23 protein-coding genes are annotated in these 19,284 nt (G+C 62.3%); 9 read left to right on the plus strand and 14 right to left on the minus strand.

Annotation, left to right across the window (positions count from 1 at the left end; all coding sequences use genetic code 11):
• Positions 1–49: 49 nt before the first annotated feature.
• Complete coding sequence (locus tag FJ949_RS00265) at positions 50–751, minus strand: response regulator transcription factor (RefSeq protein ID WP_010912942.1); 702 nt, start codon at positions 749–751, stop codon at positions 50–52.
• 343 nt (positions 752–1,094) lie between these two features.
• On the opposite strand from FJ949_RS00265, the gene FJ949_RS00270 reads away from it, so the two are divergent.
• The 4 genes from FJ949_RS00270 (at position 1,095) to FJ949_RS00285 (ending at position 4,511) form a co-directional block, all read left to right on the plus strand.
• Positions 1,095–2,705 carry a phosphoenolpyruvate carboxykinase gene (locus FJ949_RS00270; protein ID WP_140491187.1) on the plus strand — a complete coding sequence of 537 codons (1,611 nt, stop codon included), beginning with the start codon at positions 1,095–1,097 and terminating at the stop codon, positions 2,703–2,705.
• An 84-nt stretch (positions 2,706–2,789) separates the two neighbouring features.
• On the plus strand, positions 2,790–3,227 hold the full coding sequence (gene arfB, locus FJ949_RS00275; RefSeq protein ID WP_140491189.1) for an alternative ribosome rescue aminoacyl-tRNA hydrolase ArfB: 438 nt from the start codon (positions 2,790–2,792) through the stop codon (positions 3,225–3,227).
• An 89-nt stretch (positions 3,228–3,316) separates the two neighbouring features.
• A complete protein-coding gene (gene lysM / locus FJ949_RS00280; RefSeq protein WP_140491191.1) occupies positions 3,317–3,790 on the plus strand; it encodes a peptidoglycan-binding protein LysM in 474 nt (157 codons plus the stop codon).
• A 103-nt stretch (positions 3,791–3,893) separates the two neighbouring features.
• Positions 3,894–4,511, plus strand: coding sequence for an alpha-ketoglutarate-dependent dioxygenase AlkB (locus FJ949_RS00285; RefSeq protein ID WP_140491193.1), 618 nt, complete (start codon positions 3,894–3,896; stop codon positions 4,509–4,511).
• On the opposite strand, the gene FJ949_RS00290 is transcribed toward FJ949_RS00285, so the two are convergent.
• The 10 genes from FJ949_RS00290 to hisB all read right to left on the minus strand — a co-directional run bounded on the left by FJ949_RS00290 (position 4,505) and on the right by hisB (position 11,987).
• Positions 4,505–6,097, minus strand: coding sequence for a hypothetical protein (locus FJ949_RS00290; RefSeq protein ID WP_140491195.1), 1,593 nt, complete (start codon positions 6,095–6,097; stop codon positions 4,505–4,507). The two genes, FJ949_RS00285 and FJ949_RS00290, sit on opposite strands and share 7 nt — an antisense overlap.
• Positions 6,098–6,240: 143 nt before the next feature.
• The gene (coaA, locus tag FJ949_RS00295) at positions 6,241–7,200 is read right to left on the minus strand and encodes a type I pantothenate kinase (RefSeq protein WP_140491197.1); all 960 of its coding nucleotides are present in this window, start codon (positions 7,198–7,200) and stop codon (positions 6,241–6,243) included.
• Between the two features lie 23 nt (positions 7,201–7,223).
• Positions 7,224–7,547: a phosphoribosyl-ATP diphosphatase gene (locus FJ949_RS00300; protein ID WP_140491199.1), complete on the minus strand. Its 324-nt coding sequence runs from the start codon at positions 7,545–7,547 to the stop codon at positions 7,224–7,226.
• Positions 7,548–7,580: 33 nt separating this feature from the next.
• On the minus strand, positions 7,581–8,375 hold the full coding sequence (gene hisF, locus FJ949_RS00305; RefSeq protein ID WP_181172089.1) for an imidazole glycerol phosphate synthase subunit HisF: 795 nt from the start codon (positions 8,373–8,375) through the stop codon (positions 7,581–7,583).
• Positions 8,372–9,208: an arginase family protein gene (locus tag FJ949_RS00310; RefSeq protein WP_140491202.1), complete on the minus strand. Its 837-nt coding sequence runs from the start codon at positions 9,206–9,208 to the stop codon at positions 8,372–8,374. The genes hisF and FJ949_RS00310 overlap by 4 nt, the downstream gene beginning before the upstream one ends.
• Positions 9,205–9,954: a 1-(5-phosphoribosyl)-5-[(5-phosphoribosylamino)methylideneamino]imidazole-4-carboxamide isomerase gene (gene hisA, locus FJ949_RS00315; RefSeq protein WP_140491204.1), complete on the minus strand. Its 750-nt coding sequence runs from the start codon at positions 9,952–9,954 to the stop codon at positions 9,205–9,207. Before hisA ends, FJ949_RS00310 begins: the two co-directional genes overlap by 4 nt.
• 4 nt (positions 9,955–9,958) lie before the next feature.
• Positions 9,959–10,249, minus strand: a complete 291-nt coding sequence (locus tag FJ949_RS00320; RefSeq protein ID WP_140491206.1) for a DUF1330 domain-containing protein — start codon at positions 10,247–10,249, stop codon at positions 9,959–9,961.
• Between the two features lie 6 nt (positions 10,250–10,255).
• Complete coding sequence (gene hisH / locus FJ949_RS00325; protein ID WP_140491209.1) at positions 10,256–10,906, minus strand: imidazole glycerol phosphate synthase subunit HisH; 651 nt, start codon at positions 10,904–10,906, stop codon at positions 10,256–10,258.
• Between the two features lies 1 nt (position 10,907).
• A complete protein-coding gene (locus FJ949_RS00330) occupies positions 10,908–11,384 on the minus strand; it encodes a DUF2628 domain-containing protein (RefSeq protein ID WP_140491211.1) in 477 nt (158 codons plus the stop codon).
• 3 nt (positions 11,385–11,387) lie between these two features.
• Positions 11,388–11,987, minus strand: coding sequence for an imidazoleglycerol-phosphate dehydratase HisB (gene hisB / locus FJ949_RS00335; protein WP_140491213.1), 600 nt, complete (start codon positions 11,985–11,987; stop codon positions 11,388–11,390).
• A 213-nt stretch (positions 11,988–12,200) separates the two neighbouring features.
• Between hisB and hslV the strand changes: the two genes are divergently transcribed.
• The 5 genes from hslV to FJ949_RS00360 all read left to right on the plus strand — a co-directional run bounded on the left by hslV (position 12,201) and on the right by FJ949_RS00360 (position 16,400).
• A complete protein-coding gene (gene hslV, locus FJ949_RS00340; RefSeq protein ID WP_140491215.1) occupies positions 12,201–12,752 on the plus strand; it encodes an ATP-dependent protease subunit HslV in 552 nt (183 codons plus the stop codon).
• Between the two features lie 73 nt (positions 12,753–12,825).
• Complete coding sequence (locus FJ949_RS00345) at positions 12,826–13,359, plus strand: GNAT family N-acetyltransferase (RefSeq protein ID WP_140491217.1); 534 nt, start codon at positions 12,826–12,828, stop codon at positions 13,357–13,359.
• 3 nt (positions 13,360–13,362) lie between these two features.
• A complete protein-coding gene (locus tag FJ949_RS00350) occupies positions 13,363–13,962 on the plus strand; it encodes a DUF2585 domain-containing protein (protein ID WP_140491219.1) in 600 nt (199 codons plus the stop codon).
• A gap of 4 nt (positions 13,963–13,966) precedes the next feature.
• Positions 13,967–15,277 (plus strand): ATP-dependent protease ATPase subunit HslU, encoded by a 1,311-nt coding sequence (gene hslU, locus FJ949_RS00355; RefSeq protein ID WP_140491221.1) that lies wholly within the window; start codon positions 13,967–13,969, stop codon positions 15,275–15,277.
• A gap of 163 nt (positions 15,278–15,440) precedes the next feature.
• Positions 15,441–16,400: a DUF1402 family protein gene (locus tag FJ949_RS00360; RefSeq protein ID WP_140491223.1), complete on the plus strand. Its 960-nt coding sequence runs from the start codon at positions 15,441–15,443 to the stop codon at positions 16,398–16,400.
• 69 nt (positions 16,401–16,469) lie between these two features.
• Here the strand turns inward: FJ949_RS00360 and FJ949_RS00365 are convergent, their stop codons facing one another.
• From FJ949_RS00365 to FJ949_RS00375, 3 genes are read right to left on the minus strand one after another with little or no spacing between them, the layout of a single operon-like run.
• Positions 16,470–17,708: an FAD-dependent oxidoreductase gene (locus FJ949_RS00365; RefSeq protein WP_181172084.1), complete on the minus strand. Its 1,239-nt coding sequence runs from the start codon at positions 17,706–17,708 to the stop codon at positions 16,470–16,472.
• A complete protein-coding gene (locus FJ949_RS00370) occupies positions 17,705–18,019 on the minus strand; it encodes a MocE family 2Fe-2S type ferredoxin (protein ID WP_140491227.1) in 315 nt (104 codons plus the stop codon). Before FJ949_RS00370 ends, FJ949_RS00365 begins: the two co-directional genes overlap by 4 nt.
• A 45-nt stretch (positions 18,020–18,064) precedes the next feature.
• Entirely contained in the window at positions 18,065–19,162 is a 1,098-nt protein-coding gene (locus FJ949_RS00375; RefSeq protein WP_140491229.1) for a fatty acid desaturase family protein, read from the minus strand.
• Positions 19,163–19,284 lie beyond the last annotated feature (122 nt).

Below are 19,284 nucleotides of genomic sequence, written 5' to 3' on the forward strand. Positions count from 1 at the left end.
CACCATTCAAAACTGACTACCGACTATTCTCTATTGCCTACCCGCCTATTCACGCCTCGCGGAACCGGTATCCGACTCCGTAAAGGGTTTCGATCATCTCGAAGTCGTCGTCGACGGCCTTGAACTTCTTGCGCAGCCGCTTGATGTGGCTGTCGATGGTACGGTCGTCAACATAGACCTGCTCATCATAAGCCGAATCCATCAGCGCATCACGACTTTTTACGACGCCGGGGCGCTGTGCCAGCGAATGCAGGATCAGGAATTCGGTGACGGTGAGCGTCACCGGTTCCCCCTTCCAGGTGCAGGTGTGGCGTTCCTGGTCCATGACGAGCTGGCCGCGCTCGAGCGAGCGCGCCTGCTGGCTGGGCGCTTTTGCCGCGGCCTCACGGGCGCTGGCACGACGCAACACCGCGCGCACCCGCTCGACCAGCAAACGCTGCGAGAAGGGTTTGCGGATGAAGTCGTCGGCGCCCATCTTGAGGCCGAACAGCTCGTCGATCTCGTCGTCCTTGGAGGTCAGGAAGATGACCGGCAGGTCGGATTTCTGGCGCATCCGGCGCAAGAGTTCCATGCCGTCCATGCGCGGCATCTTGATGTCGAGGATGGCGAGATTCGGCGGGCGCGCCGCCAGGCCTTCCAGCGCGGACGCACCATCCGTGTAGGTTTCGACGCGATAGCCTTCCGATTCGAGGGCGATCGACACCGAGGTCAGAATGTTGCGGTCGTCATCGACAAGCGCGATTGTTGCCATTTCAAGCGGCTCCCTCATGAGCTGTCCCTTCTTTGGTAGAGAAGGGGCTTTTGCAGGACAAATTAGGTACAAAATGTGGCATAGGCCTTCGCCGCTGTCACGGGCGGCATGCCGGCGGCCACGATCGCACCTCGATATGGATTGGACGAACCAGCGCCGCCAATCCTTTGGGCAACCACGAAACTTTTTGCACATATAAACGATTTAAACAACTTTCAAAATATTTAAATCGATTAATGATTTGATATCATTCGGCTTTTCTGGTTCTGACCATCTAAGCTCGCGTAGTGGGCGTGCCGGAAAGGCGCCGGCAAAGATGCGGCAAATCGGAGAAGGGTCACCCATGTCGGAAGTCGGCAAACGCAATCCTGCCTACGCGATCGATCGTATCGGTCTCAGAACCTCTGGCCTGGTGCGCTACAATTTCGGGGCGGCCGCCCTCTACGAGGAATCGATCAGGCGCGGCGAAGCGCGGCTGACCGCGCACGGCGCGCTGGTCGCCGAAACAGGCCAGCACACCGGCCGTTCGCCCAAGGACAAGTTCGTCGTCCGCGACGGCGCCACCGAGCATGACATCTGGTGGGACAACAACAAGGCGATCTCGCCGGAGCAGTTCGAGACGCTGTTCGAAGAGTTCCGGGCGCACGCCGCGGACAAGGATCTCTACGTGCAGGACCTGGTGGGCGGCGCAGACCATGAGCTGAAGCTGCCCACCAGGGTCATCACCGAGTTTGCCTGGCATTCGCTGTTCATCCGTAACCTGCTGATCCGTCCGGAAGCCGCGGAGCTCGACCATTTCGTGCCCGAGATGACGATCATCGACCTGCCCTCCTTCCGCGCCGACCCCGCCCGCCACGGCACCCGCACTGAAACCGTGATCGCCGTCGACCTCACCCGCAAGATCGTCCTGATCGGCGGCACTTCCTATGCCGGCGAGATGAAGAAATCGGTGTTCACAATGCTGAACTACCTGCTGCCGGCCAAGGGCGTGATGCCGATGCACTGCTCGGCCAATGAGGGCCCTGGCGGCGACGCCGCGATTTTCTTCGGCCTGTCGGGCACCGGCAAGACGACGCTGTCGGCCGATCCGTCGCGCACGCTGATCGGCGACGACGAGCACGGCTGGGGGCCGCACGGCATCTTCAATTTCGAAGGCGGCTGCTATGCCAAGACCATCAAGCTGTCGGCGGAAGCGGAGCCTGAGATTTTCGCCACCACGCAGCGCTTCGGCACGGTGCTGGAGAACGTCGTTCTCGACGCCCATGGCGTGCCGGATTTCGACGACGGCCGGCTCACCGAGAACACGCGCTGCGCCTATCCGCTCGACTTCATACCCAATGCCAGCAAGACGGGGCGCGCCGGCCATCCCCGGAACATCATCATGCTGACCGCCGACGCTTTCGGCGTGATGCCGCCGATCGCACGACTGACCCCGGCGCAGGCGATGTATCATTTCCTGTCCGGCTACACGGCCAAGGTGGCCGGAACGGAGAAGGGCGTGACCGAGCCCGAAGCGACGTTCTCGACCTGTTTCGGCGCGCCGTTCATGCCGCGCCATCCCTCGGAATATGGCAATCTGCTGCGCGAGCTGATCGCGCAGCACGGTGCCGATTGCTGGCTGGTCAACACCGGCTGGACTGGCGGCGCCTACGGCACAGGCAGGCGGATGCCGATCAAGGCGACGCGCGCGCTGCTTGCCGCGGCACTCGACGGCTCTCTGAAGACGACCGGTTTCCGTACCGACGCCAATTTCGGTTTCGAGGTGCCGGTGGCGGTGCCGGGCGTCGACGCCGCCATCCTCGACCCGCGATCAACCTGGGCCGACAAATCCGCTTATGACCGGCAAGCGGCAAGGCTGGTCGGCATGTTCGCCGTCAATTTCGAGAAGTTCGAAAACCATGTCGACGCCTCCGTCCTCGGCGCGGCGCCGCACATGCGGGAAGCGGCGGAATAATCGCCCGCCAGGCTCAGCCATCCTCGCAAGGCCCGGTCCCGATCGGGCCTTTTCTTTTTTCGTGCGCCGCGCCATGACTGCGGCATGACGAGCGACGACACAATCATCATTGCCGACGATGCCGTGATCCATCCGGGTGATCTGCACGAGGATTTCATCCGCTCCTCCGGCCCCGGCGGGCAGAACGTCAACAAGGTGGCGACGGCGGTGCAGCTGCGCTTCGATGCACGCAACGCACCCGGCCTGTCGGAGCGCGTGCGCGAACGCACGATCAGGCTTGCCGGCCAGCGCGCCACCAAGGACGGCGTCATCGTCATCGAAGCCGGACGCTTCCGCACGCAGGAGCAGAACCGGGCGGATGCACGGGCGCGGCTGACGGCGCTGGTCGCCAAGGCGGCCGAGCCGCCACCGCCGCCGCGCAAGAAGACGAGACCGTCGAAAGGCGCGGTCGAACGGCGGCTGAAGAGCAAGGCCGGACGCGGCACCATCAAGAAACTGCGCGGCCGGGTAGAGAACGATTAAGCAACACACTAATCGCGCGCGTGAACCCGCTTTCAATTTCGCTTTGCAGATGCAAGGTTTACTCATTGCCACAGCAAGGAGACCTGGAAATGGGTATGTTCGATTTCGTCAAGAGCGTCGGCAAAAAGCTCGGCATAGGCGGTGACGAGGAAGCGGCACCCAGCGCCGACACGCTCAAGAAAGAACTCGATTCGCACAAGCTCGGTACCGACGGCGTGCAGGTCGTCGTCCAGGGCGACACGGCGGTGCTGAAGGGCGTGGTCAAGGACCAGTCGGTTTTCGAAAAGGCGGTCATCGCCGTCGGCAACACGCTAGGCGTCTCCAAGGTGCAGGCGGACGAGTTGCAGGTCGCGCCAGCCTCCGGTTCGGCGGCGGCCGCGGCCAAGGAACCGACCTTCTACACCGTCCAGAAGGGCGACAATCTCTGGAAGATCGCCGAGAAAAGCTATGGCAAGGGCAAGGGCGCCAAGAACACGGTCATCTTCGAGGCCAACAAGCCGATGCTGACCCATCCCGACAAGATCTATCCGGGGCAGGTCCTTCGCATTCCAGACCTCACCTGATCAAGGGAGACGCGAATTTTTCGGGAACGGCGGCTTTCGGGTCGCCGTTTTCATTTTCAGATGGCATGCTCGAACCGACGAAACGGAGCTAGCGACCGACCTCATGCTCGTTCTGCCCAATGGCGTCCGCCACATGCCGGCCTATCTGTCCCGCGACGTGCAGGAGGCGCTGGTGGAGGATGTGAGAGGCATCGTCCAGCAGGCGCCGCTATTCGTGCCGGCCATGCCGCGCACCGGCAAGGAAATGAGCGTGCGCATGACCAATTGCGGTCCGCTCGGCTGGGTCACCGACAAGGAACGCGGCTATCGCTACCAGCCGATGCACCCGGTGACAGGGACGCCGTGGCCGCCGATCCCTGATGTGCTGATGCGGTTGTGGCGAGAGGTCTCGGCCTACCCGCATCCGCCGCAGGCATGCCTGGTCAATTTCTACGCGCCGGATGCGAAGATGGGCCTGCATCAGGACCGCGACGAGGAGGATTTCTCAGCACCCGTCGTCTCGGTCTCGCTGGGCGACGACTGCCTGTTCAGGGTCGGCCAGACGACGCGCGAGGGGGCGACCCGGTCGTTCAGGCTGAAGAGCGGCGACGTCGTCGTGCTCGGCGGCGAGGGACGCCTCTGCTTCCACGGCGTCGACCGCATCTATCCCTCGACCTCGGCGCTGCTGAAAAATGGCGGCAGGATCAATCTGACGCTGCGGCGGGTGACGAGGGGTCAGTGAGCACTGCTGCGCCGCGCATAGACCTCGATGTAGTCTCCTAGCGCGATCTCTTCGTAATTGCTCATCAAGGCCTGGAAGTCAGCGTTCTGACGCATCCAGGTAGTCCATATTGGAGGATAATTCGCCGCCAACGACAACACGGATTTCTTCTTGTCCAAGCGATCGACAAGGATGATGTCCGGCTTGTTGTCGCGGATCAAGGAGTTGACATAAAGCGTATAGTTGTCGAGGTCGTGCCGCGCTATTCGTTCGTCTTCGCCGTGATAGTTGCCTTTCATCAAACCCCAAAGCGCATGGGCGCCAACCCAATCATGAGCGTAGGCTGAAAGCCAACGGCCATTGACCATCCTCGCCAGCGGATTCCCGACGGAAAGATCCGAACTGACCTGAACAATGGACGGCGAGGAGTATCGGGCCTTGATTGCATCGACCAGGCTCTTTTCCGGCATCTGGTAAAACTGGTGGTGCGTTACCGTGAGAGCGACAACCACAGCAAAGGCGGCGCTAGAATGAAGTCTCGCATTGGCGCGCTCCGAGGCCGCTTCTTCTCCTGAAAGCGCGAGCACTTTTTGCCGTCGCGATGCAACAGCCAACAGCATCGCGACCAGCAACGCAAGCTGATACGGATACTGGTGATTGGGCCAATATTTGCCAAGATATGCCATTGAGACAAAGAAGCCTGCGCCACTTGTTACCGCAATTGCCACATCACTTCGCCAAGCAGATTTCCGCATCTGGAAGGCTATAAAAACGACGAACACCGCAAAGGTCGGCAGCGCCAACAGAATATTTATGTTGGCCCGCAGACTGACATAGTAGCGCATCAGCAAAGGCAAGAATGTATCAAGAAATTCTGGGAACCATATTCGCACGCTGGCGAGATACCCCGTGCAGATCGCGCCTATGACGATATTCTCAACAGTCAGGCAGGCCAGAAGCGACCGCCTTCGCGAGGCGATGACAAGATAAGGCAGTGCGATGCCAAGTGCCCAGTGGGGCTTAACGAGCAGCAACACGCTTGCCGCCAGCCCAACGGTGAATGCAAGTGCAAATGGTATATGCTGGCCTGGACTATCGTTGGAACGCCACATCATCAGGAACAGCATCGGCATGAACAGCATCATACCGATATGCTCGCGTTGTCCGAAAATATTCCCTGGCATGATCAGAAGCAGAACCGCGAGCATGGGATAGACCCACTGGGTTCTGAGATCGACAAAGATCCTGCCTTTCTCGATCACAAGGGCCGACAACAAAATCGAAACGACGAAGATAAGATAGATGAAATATTCGATCGCCAATTCCGGCGAAATTCCCAACCTATGGGACAACCACACTGGTCCGATATACAGAGCGACCGAAAAAGGCGGGTTGGTTTCTAAAATGTCGACATAGAGTTTCTGACCAGAAAAAATCTTCTCGCAGATAATGATTATCCAACTCACATCGGTGTTGTCACCCGCTGTCCAAGGCATGAAAAAGGAGATCACGACGACCAGTCCAACGAGCGAGAATTGCCGCAGACTGCCGATACGGTACTGGGATGCGACCATCGCATCGAACGTTCTTGCGCCCGACAAGCTCATATGATTGCCTCTAAAAGGACGAGCCTCCGCAAAAGATTAAAGGTCATGATCGAAACTGGGACAGAGGCATAGCTGCTTGCGATCCCATTAAGATTGCATCGGAAACTAGCTCGGATAGCCTAAAGTGCCGTTAATCGCGCCAGCTAAAGCTTGCGCAGCGCCACTTCCTCGACCAGGTGGTCGGCGCCTTTGCGTAGGATCAAGTCGGCGCGGGCGCGTGTCGGCAGGATGTTTTCGCGCAGGTTCTTCAGGTTGATGTTGGTCCACAGGCCTTCGGCAATCGCCCGTGCCGAATCCTCCGACAGTTGCGAATAGCGATGGAAGAACGATTCCGGATTGCGGAAAGCGGTCTCGCGCAGCCGCATGAAGCGGGAAATGTACCATTCGTGGATCAGCTTCTCGTCGGCATCGATGTAGATGGCGAAGTCGAAGAAGTCGGACAGGAAAGGCACGATCTTGCCGTCCTGCGGCAGCTTGCCCGGCTGCAGCACATTGATGCCCTCGAAGATCAGGATGTCGGGCCGGTCGATGGTGACGAACTCGCCGGGGATGACGTCATAGGTGAGGTGCGAATAGACCGGCGCGCGGATATCTGGCAGCGCCGACTTGATGCCCGAGAGGAAGCGCAGCAGCGCGCCGACGTCGTAGCTGTCGGGAAAGCCCTTGCGCTCCATCAGGTTTTCGCGGCGCAGTACCTCGTTGGGCAGCAGGAAACCGTCGGTGGTGATGAGATCGACCTTGGGGCTGGACGGCCAGCGCGCGAGCAGCTCCTTCAGTACGCGCGCCGTGGTCGATTTGCCGACCGCGACCGAACCGGCGATGCCGATGATGAAGGGCGTCTTGACCACGTCCGAGGCGTTGAAGAAAGCCTGGCGCTGCCGGAACAGCAGCTGGCTGGCCTCGACATGCGCCGACAGAAGCCGCGACAGCGACAGATAGATGCGCTTGACCTCTTCGAGATCGATTGGATCGTTCAGCGACCGCAGGCGGCGGAATTCATCCTCGCTCAGCGTCAGCGGCGTGTCGGCGCGGAATTGCGACCATTGCTCGGCCGAGAAGAAACGAAAGGGGGAATATTTCTCGGTCGGTGCGAGCTGATCCATCGAGATTCCTGCCCTCCTCGCGGTCAGCGCTTGGACCGTGACGCCTTCTCGGCGATACCCGAACGCCCGGTGCGGCTTTCGAGCTCCTTAAGCACGTCGTCCAGCGGCACACCCGAAATGCCGAGAACGACGAGCCAATGATATATAAGATCGGCACTTTCCGAAACGAGCGCGTGTTTGTCGCCCTTGATGGCGGCAATCACCGTCTCGACCGCCTCTTCGCCGAGCTTCTGCGCCGCCTTCTCGATGCCGCGCGCGTAAAGCTTGGCGGTCCACGAGTCCGGATCGCCGGAATGGGCGCGTTCGCTGATGATTGTCTCCAGATCGGAGAGTGAAAACCCGGTCATGGCGCCTTGGCCCTATTTCTTAGCCGCAAGCCTCTAGGGCCGATCGCCCGAGGAGTCCAGCCGCATCGGCAGGCCGGCTTGCGCCATATGGGCCTTGGCCTCGGCGATCGTATAGGTACCGAAATGGAAGATGGAGGCCGCCAGCACGGCACCTGCATGACCGTCGCGAATGCCTTCGACCATATGGTCGAGCGTGCCGACGCCGCCCGAAGCGATCACCGGCGCGCGCACCGCGTCCGATACCGCGCGGGTCAGCGCGATGTCATAACCGGCCTTGGTGCCGTCGCGATCCATTGAGGTCAACAGGATCTCGCCGGCACCGCGATCGACCATTTTGTGGGCGAATTCGATCGCATCCATGCCGGTTTTTTCCCGCCCGCCATGGGTGAATATCTCCCAGCGATCGGCCTCGCCGGCGCCTGACACTTTCTTGGCGTCGATGGCGACGACGATACACTGGTTGCCGAACTTGTCGGCGGCCTCGGCGACGAAATCCGGGTTCTTCACCGCCGCCGTGTTGATCGACACCTTGTCGGCGCCGGCCAGGAGCAATTTCCTGATATCGGCAACCTGGCGCACCCCGCCGCCGACGGTGAGCGGCATGAAGCATTGCTCGGCCGTGCGGGCGACGACATCGAAGATGGTCTCGCGATTGTCCGATGACGCGGTGATGTCGAGGAAGCAAAGCTCGTCGGCGCCAGCCGCGTCATAGGCCTTGGCGGCCTCGACCGGGTCGCCGGCATCGACGAGATCGACGAAGTTGACGCCCTTGACGACGCGGCCGCCCTTGACGTCGAGACAGGGGATGACGCGGGCTTTCAGCATCAGCGGCCTTCTATCGTGGCTATGAGATCGTTGAGCAGCTGCCCGACCAGCGGCGGCACATCGGCCTGCGCATCGAAAGCCGGATCGTAGGCGGAAACGGTGATGCCGACGATCGGCACCGCAAGCGCCATAGCGCAGGTCGCGTCGCGCAATTGTTCCGGGTTCGGCCCGCCCGGCGCTACATAGCGGTTGGCCTGCAGCGCCTCAGGGTCGTGCACGTCGAGATCGAGATGCAAGTGCACGCGTTTAGCGCCGGCGACCTTGAGTTTTTCGGTTGCCGCTGCCGCTCCCGGACATTCCGTGCGGATCACCGGCAATGCCTCCAGAAGCTGTTTCTCGTCCGGGTCGAGATCGCGGGCGTTGACGAGCACGCAGCGCGACGGATCGATCGGCTGGAAGCCGGGAATGGCCGCCGCCATCGGGCGCCAGCACAGGCCAAGCACGGCGGCCAGCGCCATGCCGTCGAGAAACCCGTATATGGATGTGTCGGGCGTGTTGAGGTCGCCGTGCTGGTCGGCCCAGATGATCGCGTCGGCGCCTTCGCCGGCGACCGCGCCGGCTGATGTCAGGCAGTTTCCGGCCAGCACGATGGGAAAGCGTCCCCTGTCGCGGGCAATGCGGACCTCGCCCGAAACGGCATTGCAGACAGCGAAACCGGTGGCGATCTCACGCTCCTGGGCATCGCCGACCTTGCCGATGTCCTCGACCGCGACATCGTGGCCGGCCATGGTCAGGGCTTCGACCAGTCCGCCCGCAATCAGCGCGTCCGGCCCCTGCCCCATGCCGCCATGATAATGGCCGCTGTCATAGGAGGCCAGGATGATCGAGACTTTCAAGATCGCATCTCCACCGGGGGCGCGCCTTTCAGGATCGCCAATGCTTCGGCCGGGTCGATACGGCCGTCGTAAAGCGCACGGCCGGAGATCGCCCCTTCGAGCTTTTGCGCGTCGGGCATGGTCATGCGCACGATGTCGGCGATCGAGGCGAGGCCGCCCGACGCGATGACGGGGATCGACACGGCATCGGCGAGGCTGATCGTGGAATCCCAGTTGATGCCGGTCAGCACGCCATCGCGGTCGATGTCGGTGTAGATGATGGCGGCGACGCCGGCGCCTTCGAATTTCCTGGCTAGCTCAACGACGCCGAGGCTCGACGCTTCGGCCCAGCCCTCGACCGCCACCTTGCCGCCCTTGGCGTCGATGCCGACGGCGACCTTGCCCGGAAAGGCCTTGCAAGCCTGCCTGACCAGGTCCGGATCGCGCACGGCCACGGTGCCGAGAATGACACGGGCAAGCCCGCGGTCGAGCCAATCCTCGATCTGCTCGAGCGTGCGGATGCCGCCGCCGAGCTGCACCGGGTTCTTGGTCGCCTTGAGGATGGCGCCGACCGCGGCGCTGTTGACGCTCTGACCCTGGAAGGCGCCATTGAGGTCGACGACATGCAGCCATTCGAAGCCCTGCTCTTCAAATGCCTTTGCCTGGGCGGCCGGGTCGTCGTTGTAGATGGTCGCGGTCGCCATGTCGCCGTGCCTGAGGCGCACGCACTGGCCGTCCTTGAGGTCGATTGCCGGAAACAGGATCATTTTCTCAGGCGCCTTCGACAATGACAAAATGGCCGGTCGAGGCGGCAAGCCGGAATTTAGAGGCCTGCTGATATTCCGGCGAATGATAGCATTCGACGGCCTTGGCGTAGGATTCGAACTCGACCAGGACGTGGCGGTTGCCGGTTGGCCCTTCCGGGCTCTCGTGGCGTCCCGCCCGCACGACGAATTTCGCGCCGTACTTGGCGAAGGCAACGGCATTCGCCTCGATATACCGCTTGTACAGATCGGGATCGCGAACATCGATCATCGCCATCCAATAGCCCTTCTTGCTCATGGCTCCTCAAGGCCTCCAGCGCAGGAAATTGGTGATCAGGGCGAGGCCCAGCGCCTGGCTCTTCTCTGGGTGGAACTGCGTGCCGACGAGATTGTCGCGGGCGACGGTCGCCGTTACCGGGCCGCCATAGTCGGCGATCGCCAGCACCTCGTCGGGCTTGCGCGCATCGAGATGATAGGAATGGACGAAATAGGCGTGCAGGCCGGTTGGCCCGGTTGGAACGCCGGAGAACAGCGGATGCTTGCGCATCAGCTCGATCGTGTTCCAGCCGATCTGCGGGATCTTCAGTGCCGGATCGGCCGGCGTGATCTCCTTCACGTCACCTGATATCCAGCCAAAGCCATCGGTGATCGTCTTTTCGAGGCCGCGCTGCGACATCAGCTGCATGCCGACGCAGATGCCGAGGAAAGGACGCCCCTTGGCGATGGCGACTTCCTCGACAGCTTCCCACATGCCGGGGACGGCACGCAGGCCGGCCGCGCAATCGGCATAGGCGCCGACGCCGGGCAGCACGATGCGGTCGGCCGTGCGCACCCGCTCGGCGTCGGCGGTCAGGTCGATGCCGGCGGCGATGCCCGCCTCGCGCGCCGCGCGCTCGAAGGCTTTGGTGGCCGAGCGCAAATTGCCCGAGCCGTAATCGATGATCGCAACGCGCATGTCAGCGCCTTCCCGGAATGTGGGTCAGCCCAAGCGCCATGCCCGGCTGCGCCGGGCGCGCCAGGGCGGCGTCCGGCACCATGCGCGGCGCAGGCTCGGCTTCATCCGCATGCCGCTCGGCCTCCAGGGCAAAGCGCGCATCGGCATCGTCGAGCCAACCGGCTTCGACCACCCCGCATTCGCGCCAGCCGCGGCGGCGGAGCGCCGCGATGCGCAGCGCCTGCCCTTCCAAGCCGACATAGAGCGAGACAAGCAGGGACAGCAGCGAACCGGCCAACCCGAGACCGAGCCTTTCGCCAAGCATCGAAAGCACCGCCATGACAATGAAGGTGAGTGCCGCTTCGATCCACAGCCGATGCCAGGCGAACCACAGCGGCGGCACCAGCAGGCCGAGCCAGGTGAAGCCGTCGCGGACAAGCGCCGTCGCATCGGCCTTTTCGCCAGGGGCCGGCGGTTCCATCACGACATAGCTGGCCATGACCTATCCCTTCAACGATCCCTTGGTGGAGGGAACCGCGTCCGGCTGGCGCGGATCGCGCTCCAGTGCTGTCCGCAGCGCACGCGCCACCGCCTTGAAGCAGGTTTCGGCGATGTGGTGGTTGTTGGCGCCATAGTGATTGGTGACATGCAGCGTGATGCCGGCGTTCTGTGCCAGCGCCTGGAAGAATTCGCGCACCAGCTCGGTGTCGAAGGTGCCGATCTTGGGCGAGGAAAACGAAACGTTCCACACCAGGAAGGGACGGCCGGAGACATCGATCGCCGCGCGCGTCAGCGTCTCGTCCATGGCAAGATCGATCGAGGCATAGCGCATGATGCCGCGCCGCTCGCCCAGCGCCTTGGCCAGCGCCTGGCCGAGCGCGATGCCGGTGTCCTCGACCGTGTGGTGGTCGTCTATGTGCAGGTCGCCCTTGGCCCGAACGGTCATGTCAATCAGCGAATGGCGCGAAAGCTGGTCGAGCATATGATCGAAGAAGCCGACGCCGGTCACGATGTCCGATTTGCCGGAGCCGTCGACATGGACCGACACGGCAATGTCGGTTTCCCTGGTCTTGCGGCTGATTTCGGCGGAACGGGGCGACATGGCCTTGTCCTTGTCCGTGAGTTTAAGCGCTTCAGGCGTTCGCCTGCTTGAAAACGAAAGCCTTCTAGCAGCATGATCCGGCGATTGCCAGTTGCGATCCAGGCCGGTATCGAGCGTTTGCAATCACCGCCCCCATGCATACATATGGGCTGATCAAAGTCACTCGTACCGCGCCAATCGCCTTTTGAGGGATGGCGCGAATCGGAGCAGCAAATGTCCAATGAACTGACCATGCACGCCACGACCATCGTGACGGTGCGCAAGGGCAACAAGGTGGTGATCGCCGGCGATGGCCAGGTCAGCCTTGGCCAGACCATCATGAAGGGCAACGCGAGAAAGGTGCGCCGCATCGGCAAGGATGGCAACGTGATCGCCGGTTTCGCCGGTGCCACGGCGGACGCCTTCACGCTTCTGGAGCGGCTCGAAGCCAAGCTCGAACAATATCCCGACCAGTTGACGCGCGCCTGTGTCGAACTCGCCAAGGACTGGCGCACCGACCGCTATCTGCGCCGGCTGGAAGCGATGATGCTGGTGGCCGACAAGTCGGTCTCGCTGGCGCTGACCGGCACCGGCGACGTGCTCGAGCCCGAGCATGGCGTCATGGCCATCGGTTCAGGCGGCAACTATGCGCTGGCTGCGGCCCGCGCCTTGATGGACAGCGACAAGGATGCCGAGGAGATCGCGCGCAAGGCGATGCAGATCGCCTCCGACATCTGCGTCTACACCAACAACAATTTCGTCGTCGAAACACTCAATGCCGCCTGAAACAGGCCGGCGTCCATGATCCCGATCCGAAAGACCGCGCAAGCGAAAAATGGAGGCGGCTTCGGAGAAGATCATGGAAAGACACGAACATAGCTACGATTTTCGACCGGTGACCCAGAAGGACCTGCCGATGATCGCCGGCTGGCTCGCCGAACCGCATGTCGCTCAGTGGTGGGACGATCCAGAGACGGAAATCGCCGAGATTCGCGATCATATCGATTCGATTTCCGTCGAGCCGCTGATCGTGGAACTCGACGGCACGCCGATCGCTTACCTGCAAAGCTACGATCCACACCTGGAAGAAGACCACCCTTATGCCGACCAGCCGTTCGGGACGCTCGGCATCGACCTGTCGATCGGCCGGCCGGAACTGGTCGGCATCGGCCATGGCTCGGCGATGGTGCGCCAGTTCGTCGAGCAGTTGTTCGAGGAAGGCGTGCCGCGCGTCATCATCGATCCCGACCCATCCAATGGCCGCGCCATCCGCGCCTATGAAAAGGCGGGATTCCGCGCAATTGATCGCCGGCAATCCAGATATGGTGATGTCGTGCTGATGGCAATCGATGCGCACGAGACGCAAGCGGGCGACACGGAAGCGGGGAACTGACGGATGAACGCAGTTGGCGAGGACAGAACGCTCTCGGCGTATGAAGACAGCTGGCGGATGGGGCTTCTGCTCGTGCTCGCCCTGGTCATCTTCCAGGCTGGAGCCCTCTATGGCATGGGGCATCCGCCGATCTGCACCTGCGGCTATGTCAAGCTCTGGCACGGCGTGGTGAACAGTTCCGAGAATTCCCAGCATATATCGGACTGGTACACGTTCTCGCACATCATCCACGGCTTCCTGTTCTATGCGCTGGCCAGGTTCCTGTTTCCGCGTTCGCCGGTCGGCTTGCGGCTGGCTTTCGCCGTCTTCATAGAAGGCGGCTGGGAGCTGATCGAGAACAGCCCGTTCATCATAGAGCGCTACCGCGCCGGCACCATCTCGCTCGACTATTACGGCGACAGCATCATCAATTCGGTGTCGGACACGCTGGCCATGGTGCTGGGATTTGTGATGGCGCGAAGGCTACCTATATGGGTGATCGTCAGCCTCGCCATCCTTTTCGAACTGGGTACGGGCTACCTTATTCGGGACAATCTGACACTCAACGTGATCATGCTGCTGCATCCGTTCGAGGCCATCAAGCAGTGGCAAAGTGGAATTTAGTGATATGAGCACATTTTCTCCCCGCGAAATCGTTTCGGAACTCGACCGCTTCATCATCGGCCAGAAGGACGCCAAGCGTGCCGTGGCCATCGCCTTGCGCAACCGCTGGCGGCGCCAGCAGCTGGAGGGGCAGATGCGCGAAGAGGTGATGCCGAAGAACATCCTCATGATCGGGCCGACCGGCGTCGGCAAGACCGAGATCTCGCGCCGCCTGGCGCGGCTGGCCGGTGCGCCCTTCGTCAAGGTCGAGGCGACCAAATTCACCGAGGTCGGCTATGTCGGCCGCGATGTCGAGCAGATCGTGCGCGACCTCGTCGAGGTCGCCATCGGCCTGGTGCGCGAGAAGATGCGTGAGGACGTCAAGGCGCGCGCCCATGTCAACGCCGAGGAACGCGTGCTGGAAGCGCTGGTCGGCAAGACCGCCAGCCCTGCCACACGCGATTCTTTCCGCAAGAAGCTGCGCGAGGGCGAACTCGACGACAAGGAGATCGAGATCGAAGTGGCCGACACCGGCAATGGCGGCATGCCCGGCTTCGAGATTCCCGGCATGCCGGGCGCCAATATCGGCGTGCTCAATATCAACGACATGCTGTCCAAGGCAATGGGCGGCAAGAAGACCAAATTGCGCAAGACGACGGTGAAGGAATCCTACGACCTGCTGGTCAACGACGAGTCCGACAAGCTGCTCGACCAGGACGAGGTGGTTCGCCGGGCGCTGGACGCCGCGGAAAATGACGGCATCGTCTTCCTCGACGAGATCGACAAGATTGCGGCCCGGTCGGACATCTCCGGCGGCCCTTCGCGCGAAGGCGTGCAGCGCGACTTGCTGCCGCTGGTCGAAGGCACCACGGTGGCGACCAAATATGGGCCGTTGAAGACGGATCACATCCTGTTCATCGCATCGGGTGCGTTCCACGTCTCGAAGCCGTCCGACCTTTTGCCAGAGCTGCAGGGCCGCCTGCCGATCCGCGTCGAATTGCGCGCGCTGGAGAAAGAGGACTTCGTCCGCATCCTGACCGAGACGGAAGCGAGCCTCATCAAGCAGTATATCGCGCTGATGAAGACCGAAGGCGTCGACCTGAACTTCACCGACGACGCCATCGATTCGCTGGCCGGCATCGCCGTCGACCTCAACGCCAGCGTCGAGAACATCGGCGCGAGGCGTTTGCAGACGGTGATGGAGCGCGTGCTGGACGAGATCTCCTACGACGCGCCGGACCGCAACGGCACTGCGGTGACCATCGACGCCGCCTATGTGGAGAAACATGTCGGCGACTTGTCGAGGAACACCGATCTGTCGCGCTTCATTCTTTGAGCAGGCGCGCGCCGGATCGTTCCGGCGCCTGTCGGGCGAATGGATCATGTGTGGCCGGATGGTATCATTCGGCCACCTTTCGTTCTGCCGAGCGCAGGGCCGCTCTCGACTCGACCAGGAGCTTTACCTAGTTTGCGCGGCAATTCTCTAGGCGGCGGGGCGCATGAAAAAACTCATCCCAGTCATTCTCGGCTTGACGCTGGCGGCAACGCTGTTCGGCGCCGACGCGGCAACCCTGGTGCCGCCGGGAAACCGCAATGCCGAGCAGCCCAGCATTCCGGGAGCCTCGAGCCGGCGCACGCAGGCCACCAACACCACGTTCCAGGCAAAATACCGCAAGGTCTATGCGCTGCTGCAGAACGACGCCGACCTGCGCGGCAAGATCAAGAAGGCGGCAAGCGTCTACGGCATCGATCCAATGCACATTGTCGGCGCCATCGTCGGCGAGCACACCTACAATGTCGACGCCTACGACCGGCTGCAGACCTACTACGTCAAGGCGATCTCCTATCTCTCCAGCAAACTGTCCTTCGCCTATGACGGCGAGGGCATCACGGATTTCGTGCAGCGGCCGGAATTCAGGAAATGCGCCGGAATGTCCGACAGTTACGATTTATGGGAATGCCGCGAGCAGGTGTGGAACCGTTCGTTTCGCGGAAAGACGGTGGGCGGCGAGGATTTCCCCAACGATCGTTTCGGCGCCACTTTCTTCCAGCCCTACTATGCCGGCCAGACCTTTGGTCTCGGCCAGCTCAATCCGCTGACCGCGCTCCAGATGAGCGATCTCGTGCACAAGGTTTCCGGCCTGCCGAAGCTCGACGTCGGCGATCCCAATGCGGTCTACAAGACCATCATGGATCCCGACCTGACGCTGCCCTACGTTGCCGCGACGATCCGGAAATCGATCGACGCCTATAAGAGCATCGCCGGCTTCGACATTTCGAGCAATCCGGGCCTGACCGCCACGCTCTACAATGTCGGCAATCCCGAGCAACGCGCCTATGCGCTGAAGGCGGAGAACGACAAGCGCAGCGCCGCCGGCGAGCCGCTGAAGCTGCCGGAGGAGAATTATTACGGCTGGCTGGTCAATGACAAACTACCGGAGCTGAAGGCGCTGTTTTAGGGAGCTCAGGCGCGCTGACGTTAATTTGCCAACGCCTGCGCCGCAGACCCTGACAATTGGCGTTGCATCCTACGCCGCCAGCAGCGACTTCAATTTCACCGCCTGCGAACCGAGCGCTTCCGGCGCCGGCCTCGCCCGTTTGCCGATCAGCATCTCCGCCAGCCTGATATCGCGGGCGACCGCATTGCCCGGCCCGATGCCGCTGGCGGCCACCAGCCTGCCGTCCTCGGCAAGATGAAAGAGGATGAAGGCGTCCTCGCCGAGATCGCGGCGCACCGTGCTGCGGCCTTCGTCGGAAAGCCCCGCGATCTGCAGGGACAGGCCATATTGATCCGACCAGAACCACGGCACCGCCGCATGTGCCTCGGCGGCGCCGAGCATGTTTTTTGCTGCCAGCGCGCCTTGCTCCTGCGCATTGCGCCAGGCCTCCAGCCGTACGCGACGGCCGCCATAGACGGCAAGCGGGAACGAACAGCAGTCGCCGGCAGCGAAGATGTCGGGGTCGCTGCTGCGCAGTTCGGCGTCGACTGATATGCCGTTGTCGATGGCCAGTCCCGCTTCGGCGGCAAGAGCCGTCACCGGCACGGCGCCGATGCCGATGATGGCGAGATCGGCGAGGATTTCGCGGCCGCCGGCAAGCGCGATGCGCACCTGCCTGCCGTCGTCGGCGATCAAGGCAATGCCTTCGCCGCACGCTATGTCGACGCCTTCGGCGACGTGGGTGTCATGGACGACCTTGGCGATCTCGGCCGGTACGCCGCGCATCAGGATACGCGGCTGCGCCTCGATGACGGCGACCGCAGCACCGAGCTTGCGGGCCGCCGCGGCGAGCTCGAGGCCGATGAAGCCGCCGCCGATGACGGCAATGCGGTTACCCGCCTTGAGATGGGCGCGGATAGCCAGCGCATCGGCGAAGGTCCTGAGGTAGACGCAGCGCCCGCCAAGGCCGGGCATCGGCAGTTTGCGCGGCGTCGAGCCGGTCGCCAGCAGCAGCTTGTCGTAGGGCAGGACCGAACCGTCCGACAGGCGCACAGTATGCGCGGCGCGATCGATCGCTGCAGCCTGAATGGAATGGATATGCCGGATGGACTTTTCGGCGAGGATCTCGTCGCTGGCGATCGCCTTGATCTCGGGCACGCCGCCGGCCATGGCGTCCTTGGACAGAGGCGGCCGTTCATAGGGCAGATGCGGCTCGCCGCCGACCAGCGTCACCGGTCCCTCATAGCCGAGGTCACGCAATGCAAGCGCTGCCCGGCCGCCGCATTCCCCGGCGCCGATGATGACCATTCCGCGCGTCATACCGGTCATCCGATCTGGACGAGGACGCTGCCGGCCTCGACCTTGACCGGATAGGTCCTGAGGTTGACGCAGGCCGGCGCACCCTTGGCCTGGCCTGTCTTGTAGTTGAAGCGGCCATTGTGCTTGGGGCATTCGATGATGTCGTCCATGACGAGCCCGTCGGCGAGATGCACCTTTTCGTGCGTGCAAAGGCCGTCGGTGGCGAAAAACTCGTCATCGGGGCTGCGATAGATGGCGTAGCTGCGGCCGCCGTGATCGAACCGCATCACATCTTCTTCGTCGATGTCTCCCACGGCACAGGCCTCGACCCAGTCGCTCATACATTTCTCCCGCGAAATTTCCCGATCGCGCCTCACGGGCGGATATCACTCCGCCGCGGCGTTGAAGGCAGCATTGTCGTTGTGCAGATCCTCGCGATACGGCCTGGCCGTTGGCGGCAGCTCGCGCTTGAGGAAATAATCCTCGTTGCGCAACTGGCGCCAGAAGACAGGCAGCATCTCGCGATAGCCGGCCAGGATCGACGGCGTCGGCGCCGGCAAATCATGCTTGATCAGTTCATGCAGCTTCGGCAGCGCATGGTAGGGCACCATCGGGAACATATGATGCTCGACGTGGTAGTTCATGTTCCAGTAGATGAAACGGCTGATCGGGTTCATGTAGACGGTGCGGCTGTTCAGCCGATGGTCGGTGACGTTGTCGGCAAGACCGCCATGCTGCAGCAGGCCGACCATGACGTGGTGCCAGGCGCCATAGAGCCTGGGCAGGCCGACCAGCATCAAGGGCAGGAACGAGCCGGTATAGAGCGCCAGCGCGATGGTTGCGGCATAGATCGCGGTCCAGATGCGGGCGATGCGGATCGCTTTCGGCTGTTCCTGCTCGGGAATAAAGGTCTTTTCGGCCGCGCTGATGTTGCCGGCGGCGTTGCGCAGCATGTCTGACATCGCATGCCAGGCGTCGAGCACGCCGACAAAGCCGAGGATGGCGCGCACCAGGTCCGGCGGCCGCATAACCGAGATTTCCGGGTCGCGGCCGACGATGATGGTGTCGGTGTGATGGCGCGTGTGGCTCCAGCGCCAGGTCACCGGGTTGCGCATGATCATGAAGCAGGCGACCTGATAGACCCAATCATTCATCCACTGCGTGCGGAAGGCCGTACCATGGCCGCATTCGTGCCAGCGGGAATCCGTGGACGAGCCGTAGAGCACGCCATAGGCGAAGAAGAACGGCACGCACCACCAGGTGCCCCAGAACCAGGCACCGCCGGCGCCGCTGACGATGAGCGCGGCGATCCAGATCGCCGTGTCGCGGAGCGCGGGCGCGTCGGAGCGCTGCATCAGCTCCTTCATCTGCTTGCGGGGAATGTCGGTGTGATACCATTCGGCCGCCGACAGGCCGGTCTCGACGGCCAGCCTGGCGTCGCGGCCGATCAGGCTGTAGTCACGCCGGGACGGCGCAGCATGCATGGTTGCCTCCCTCGGCAAGGGCATCCGCCACGCGAATGCCCGACATTTCCTGACTTCGAGGCTGAAAATAACGCTAGCTCATGATAGACTCAACATCATAAAGATAGTTTCTATCATTTCCT

Origin of the sequence: Mesorhizobium sp. B2-4-1 (assembly GCF_006442185.1) — a bacterium.
GTDB lineage: Bacteria > Pseudomonadota > Alphaproteobacteria > Rhizobiales > Rhizobiaceae > Mesorhizobium.

What these genes read in the sequence shown, in the direction of transcription:
- FJ949_RS00265 (WP_010912942.1), bottom strand. Translation starts at nt 751, where the DNA reads ATGGCAACAATCGCGCTTGTCGATGACGACCGCAACATTCTGACCTCG.
- FJ949_RS00270 (WP_140491187.1), top strand. Translation starts at nt 1,095, where the DNA reads ATGTCGGAAGTCGGCAAACGCAATCCTGCCTACGCGATCGATCGTATC.
- arfB (WP_140491189.1), top strand. Translation starts at nt 2,790, where the DNA reads ATGACGAGCGACGACACAATCATCATTGCCGACGATGCCGTGATCCAT.
- lysM (WP_140491191.1), top strand. Translation starts at nt 3,317, where the DNA reads ATGGGTATGTTCGATTTCGTCAAGAGCGTCGGCAAAAAGCTCGGCATA.
- FJ949_RS00285 (WP_140491193.1), top strand. Translation starts at nt 3,894, where the DNA reads ATGCTCGTTCTGCCCAATGGCGTCCGCCACATGCCGGCCTATCTGTCC.
- FJ949_RS00290 (WP_140491195.1), bottom strand. Translation starts at nt 6,097, where the DNA reads ATGAGCTTGTCGGGCGCAAGAACGTTCGATGCGATGGTCGCATCCCAG.
- coaA (WP_140491197.1), bottom strand. Translation starts at nt 7,200, where the DNA reads ATGGATCAGCTCGCACCGACCGAGAAATATTCCCCCTTTCGTTTCTTC.
- FJ949_RS00300 (WP_140491199.1), bottom strand. Translation starts at nt 7,547, where the DNA reads ATGACCGGGTTTTCACTCTCCGATCTGGAGACAATCATCAGCGAACGC.
- hisA (WP_140491204.1), bottom strand. Translation starts at nt 9,954, where the DNA reads ATGATCCTGTTTCCGGCAATCGACCTCAAGGACGGCCAGTGCGTGCGC.
- FJ949_RS00320 (WP_140491206.1), bottom strand. Translation starts at nt 10,249, where the DNA reads ATGAGCAAGAAGGGCTATTGGATGGCGATGATCGATGTTCGCGATCCC.
- hisH (WP_140491209.1), bottom strand. Translation starts at nt 10,906, where the DNA reads ATGCGCGTTGCGATCATCGATTACGGCTCGGGCAATTTGCGCTCGGCC.
- FJ949_RS00330 (WP_140491211.1), bottom strand. Translation starts at nt 11,384, where the DNA reads ATGGCCAGCTATGTCGTGATGGAACCGCCGGCCCCTGGCGAAAAGGCC.
- hisB (WP_140491213.1), bottom strand. Translation starts at nt 11,987, where the DNA reads ATGTCGCCCCGTTCCGCCGAAATCAGCCGCAAGACCAGGGAAACCGAC.
- hslV (WP_140491215.1), top strand. Translation starts at nt 12,201, where the DNA reads ATGTCCAATGAACTGACCATGCACGCCACGACCATCGTGACGGTGCGC.
- FJ949_RS00345 (WP_140491217.1), top strand. Translation starts at nt 12,826, where the DNA reads ATGGAAAGACACGAACATAGCTACGATTTTCGACCGGTGACCCAGAAG.
- FJ949_RS00350 (WP_140491219.1), top strand. Translation starts at nt 13,363, where the DNA reads ATGAACGCAGTTGGCGAGGACAGAACGCTCTCGGCGTATGAAGACAGC.
- hslU (WP_140491221.1), top strand. Translation starts at nt 13,967, where the DNA reads ATGAGCACATTTTCTCCCCGCGAAATCGTTTCGGAACTCGACCGCTTC.
- FJ949_RS00360 (WP_140491223.1), top strand. Translation starts at nt 15,441, where the DNA reads ATGAAAAAACTCATCCCAGTCATTCTCGGCTTGACGCTGGCGGCAACG.
- FJ949_RS00365 (WP_181172084.1), bottom strand. Translation starts at nt 17,708, where the DNA reads ATGACCGGTATGACGCGCGGAATGGTCATCATCGGCGCCGGGGAATGC.
- FJ949_RS00370 (WP_140491227.1), bottom strand. Translation starts at nt 18,019, where the DNA reads ATGAGCGACTGGGTCGAGGCCTGTGCCGTGGGAGACATCGACGAAGAA.
- FJ949_RS00375 (WP_140491229.1), bottom strand. Translation starts at nt 19,162, where the DNA reads ATGCATGCTGCGCCGTCCCGGCGTGACTACAGCCTGATCGGCCGCGAC.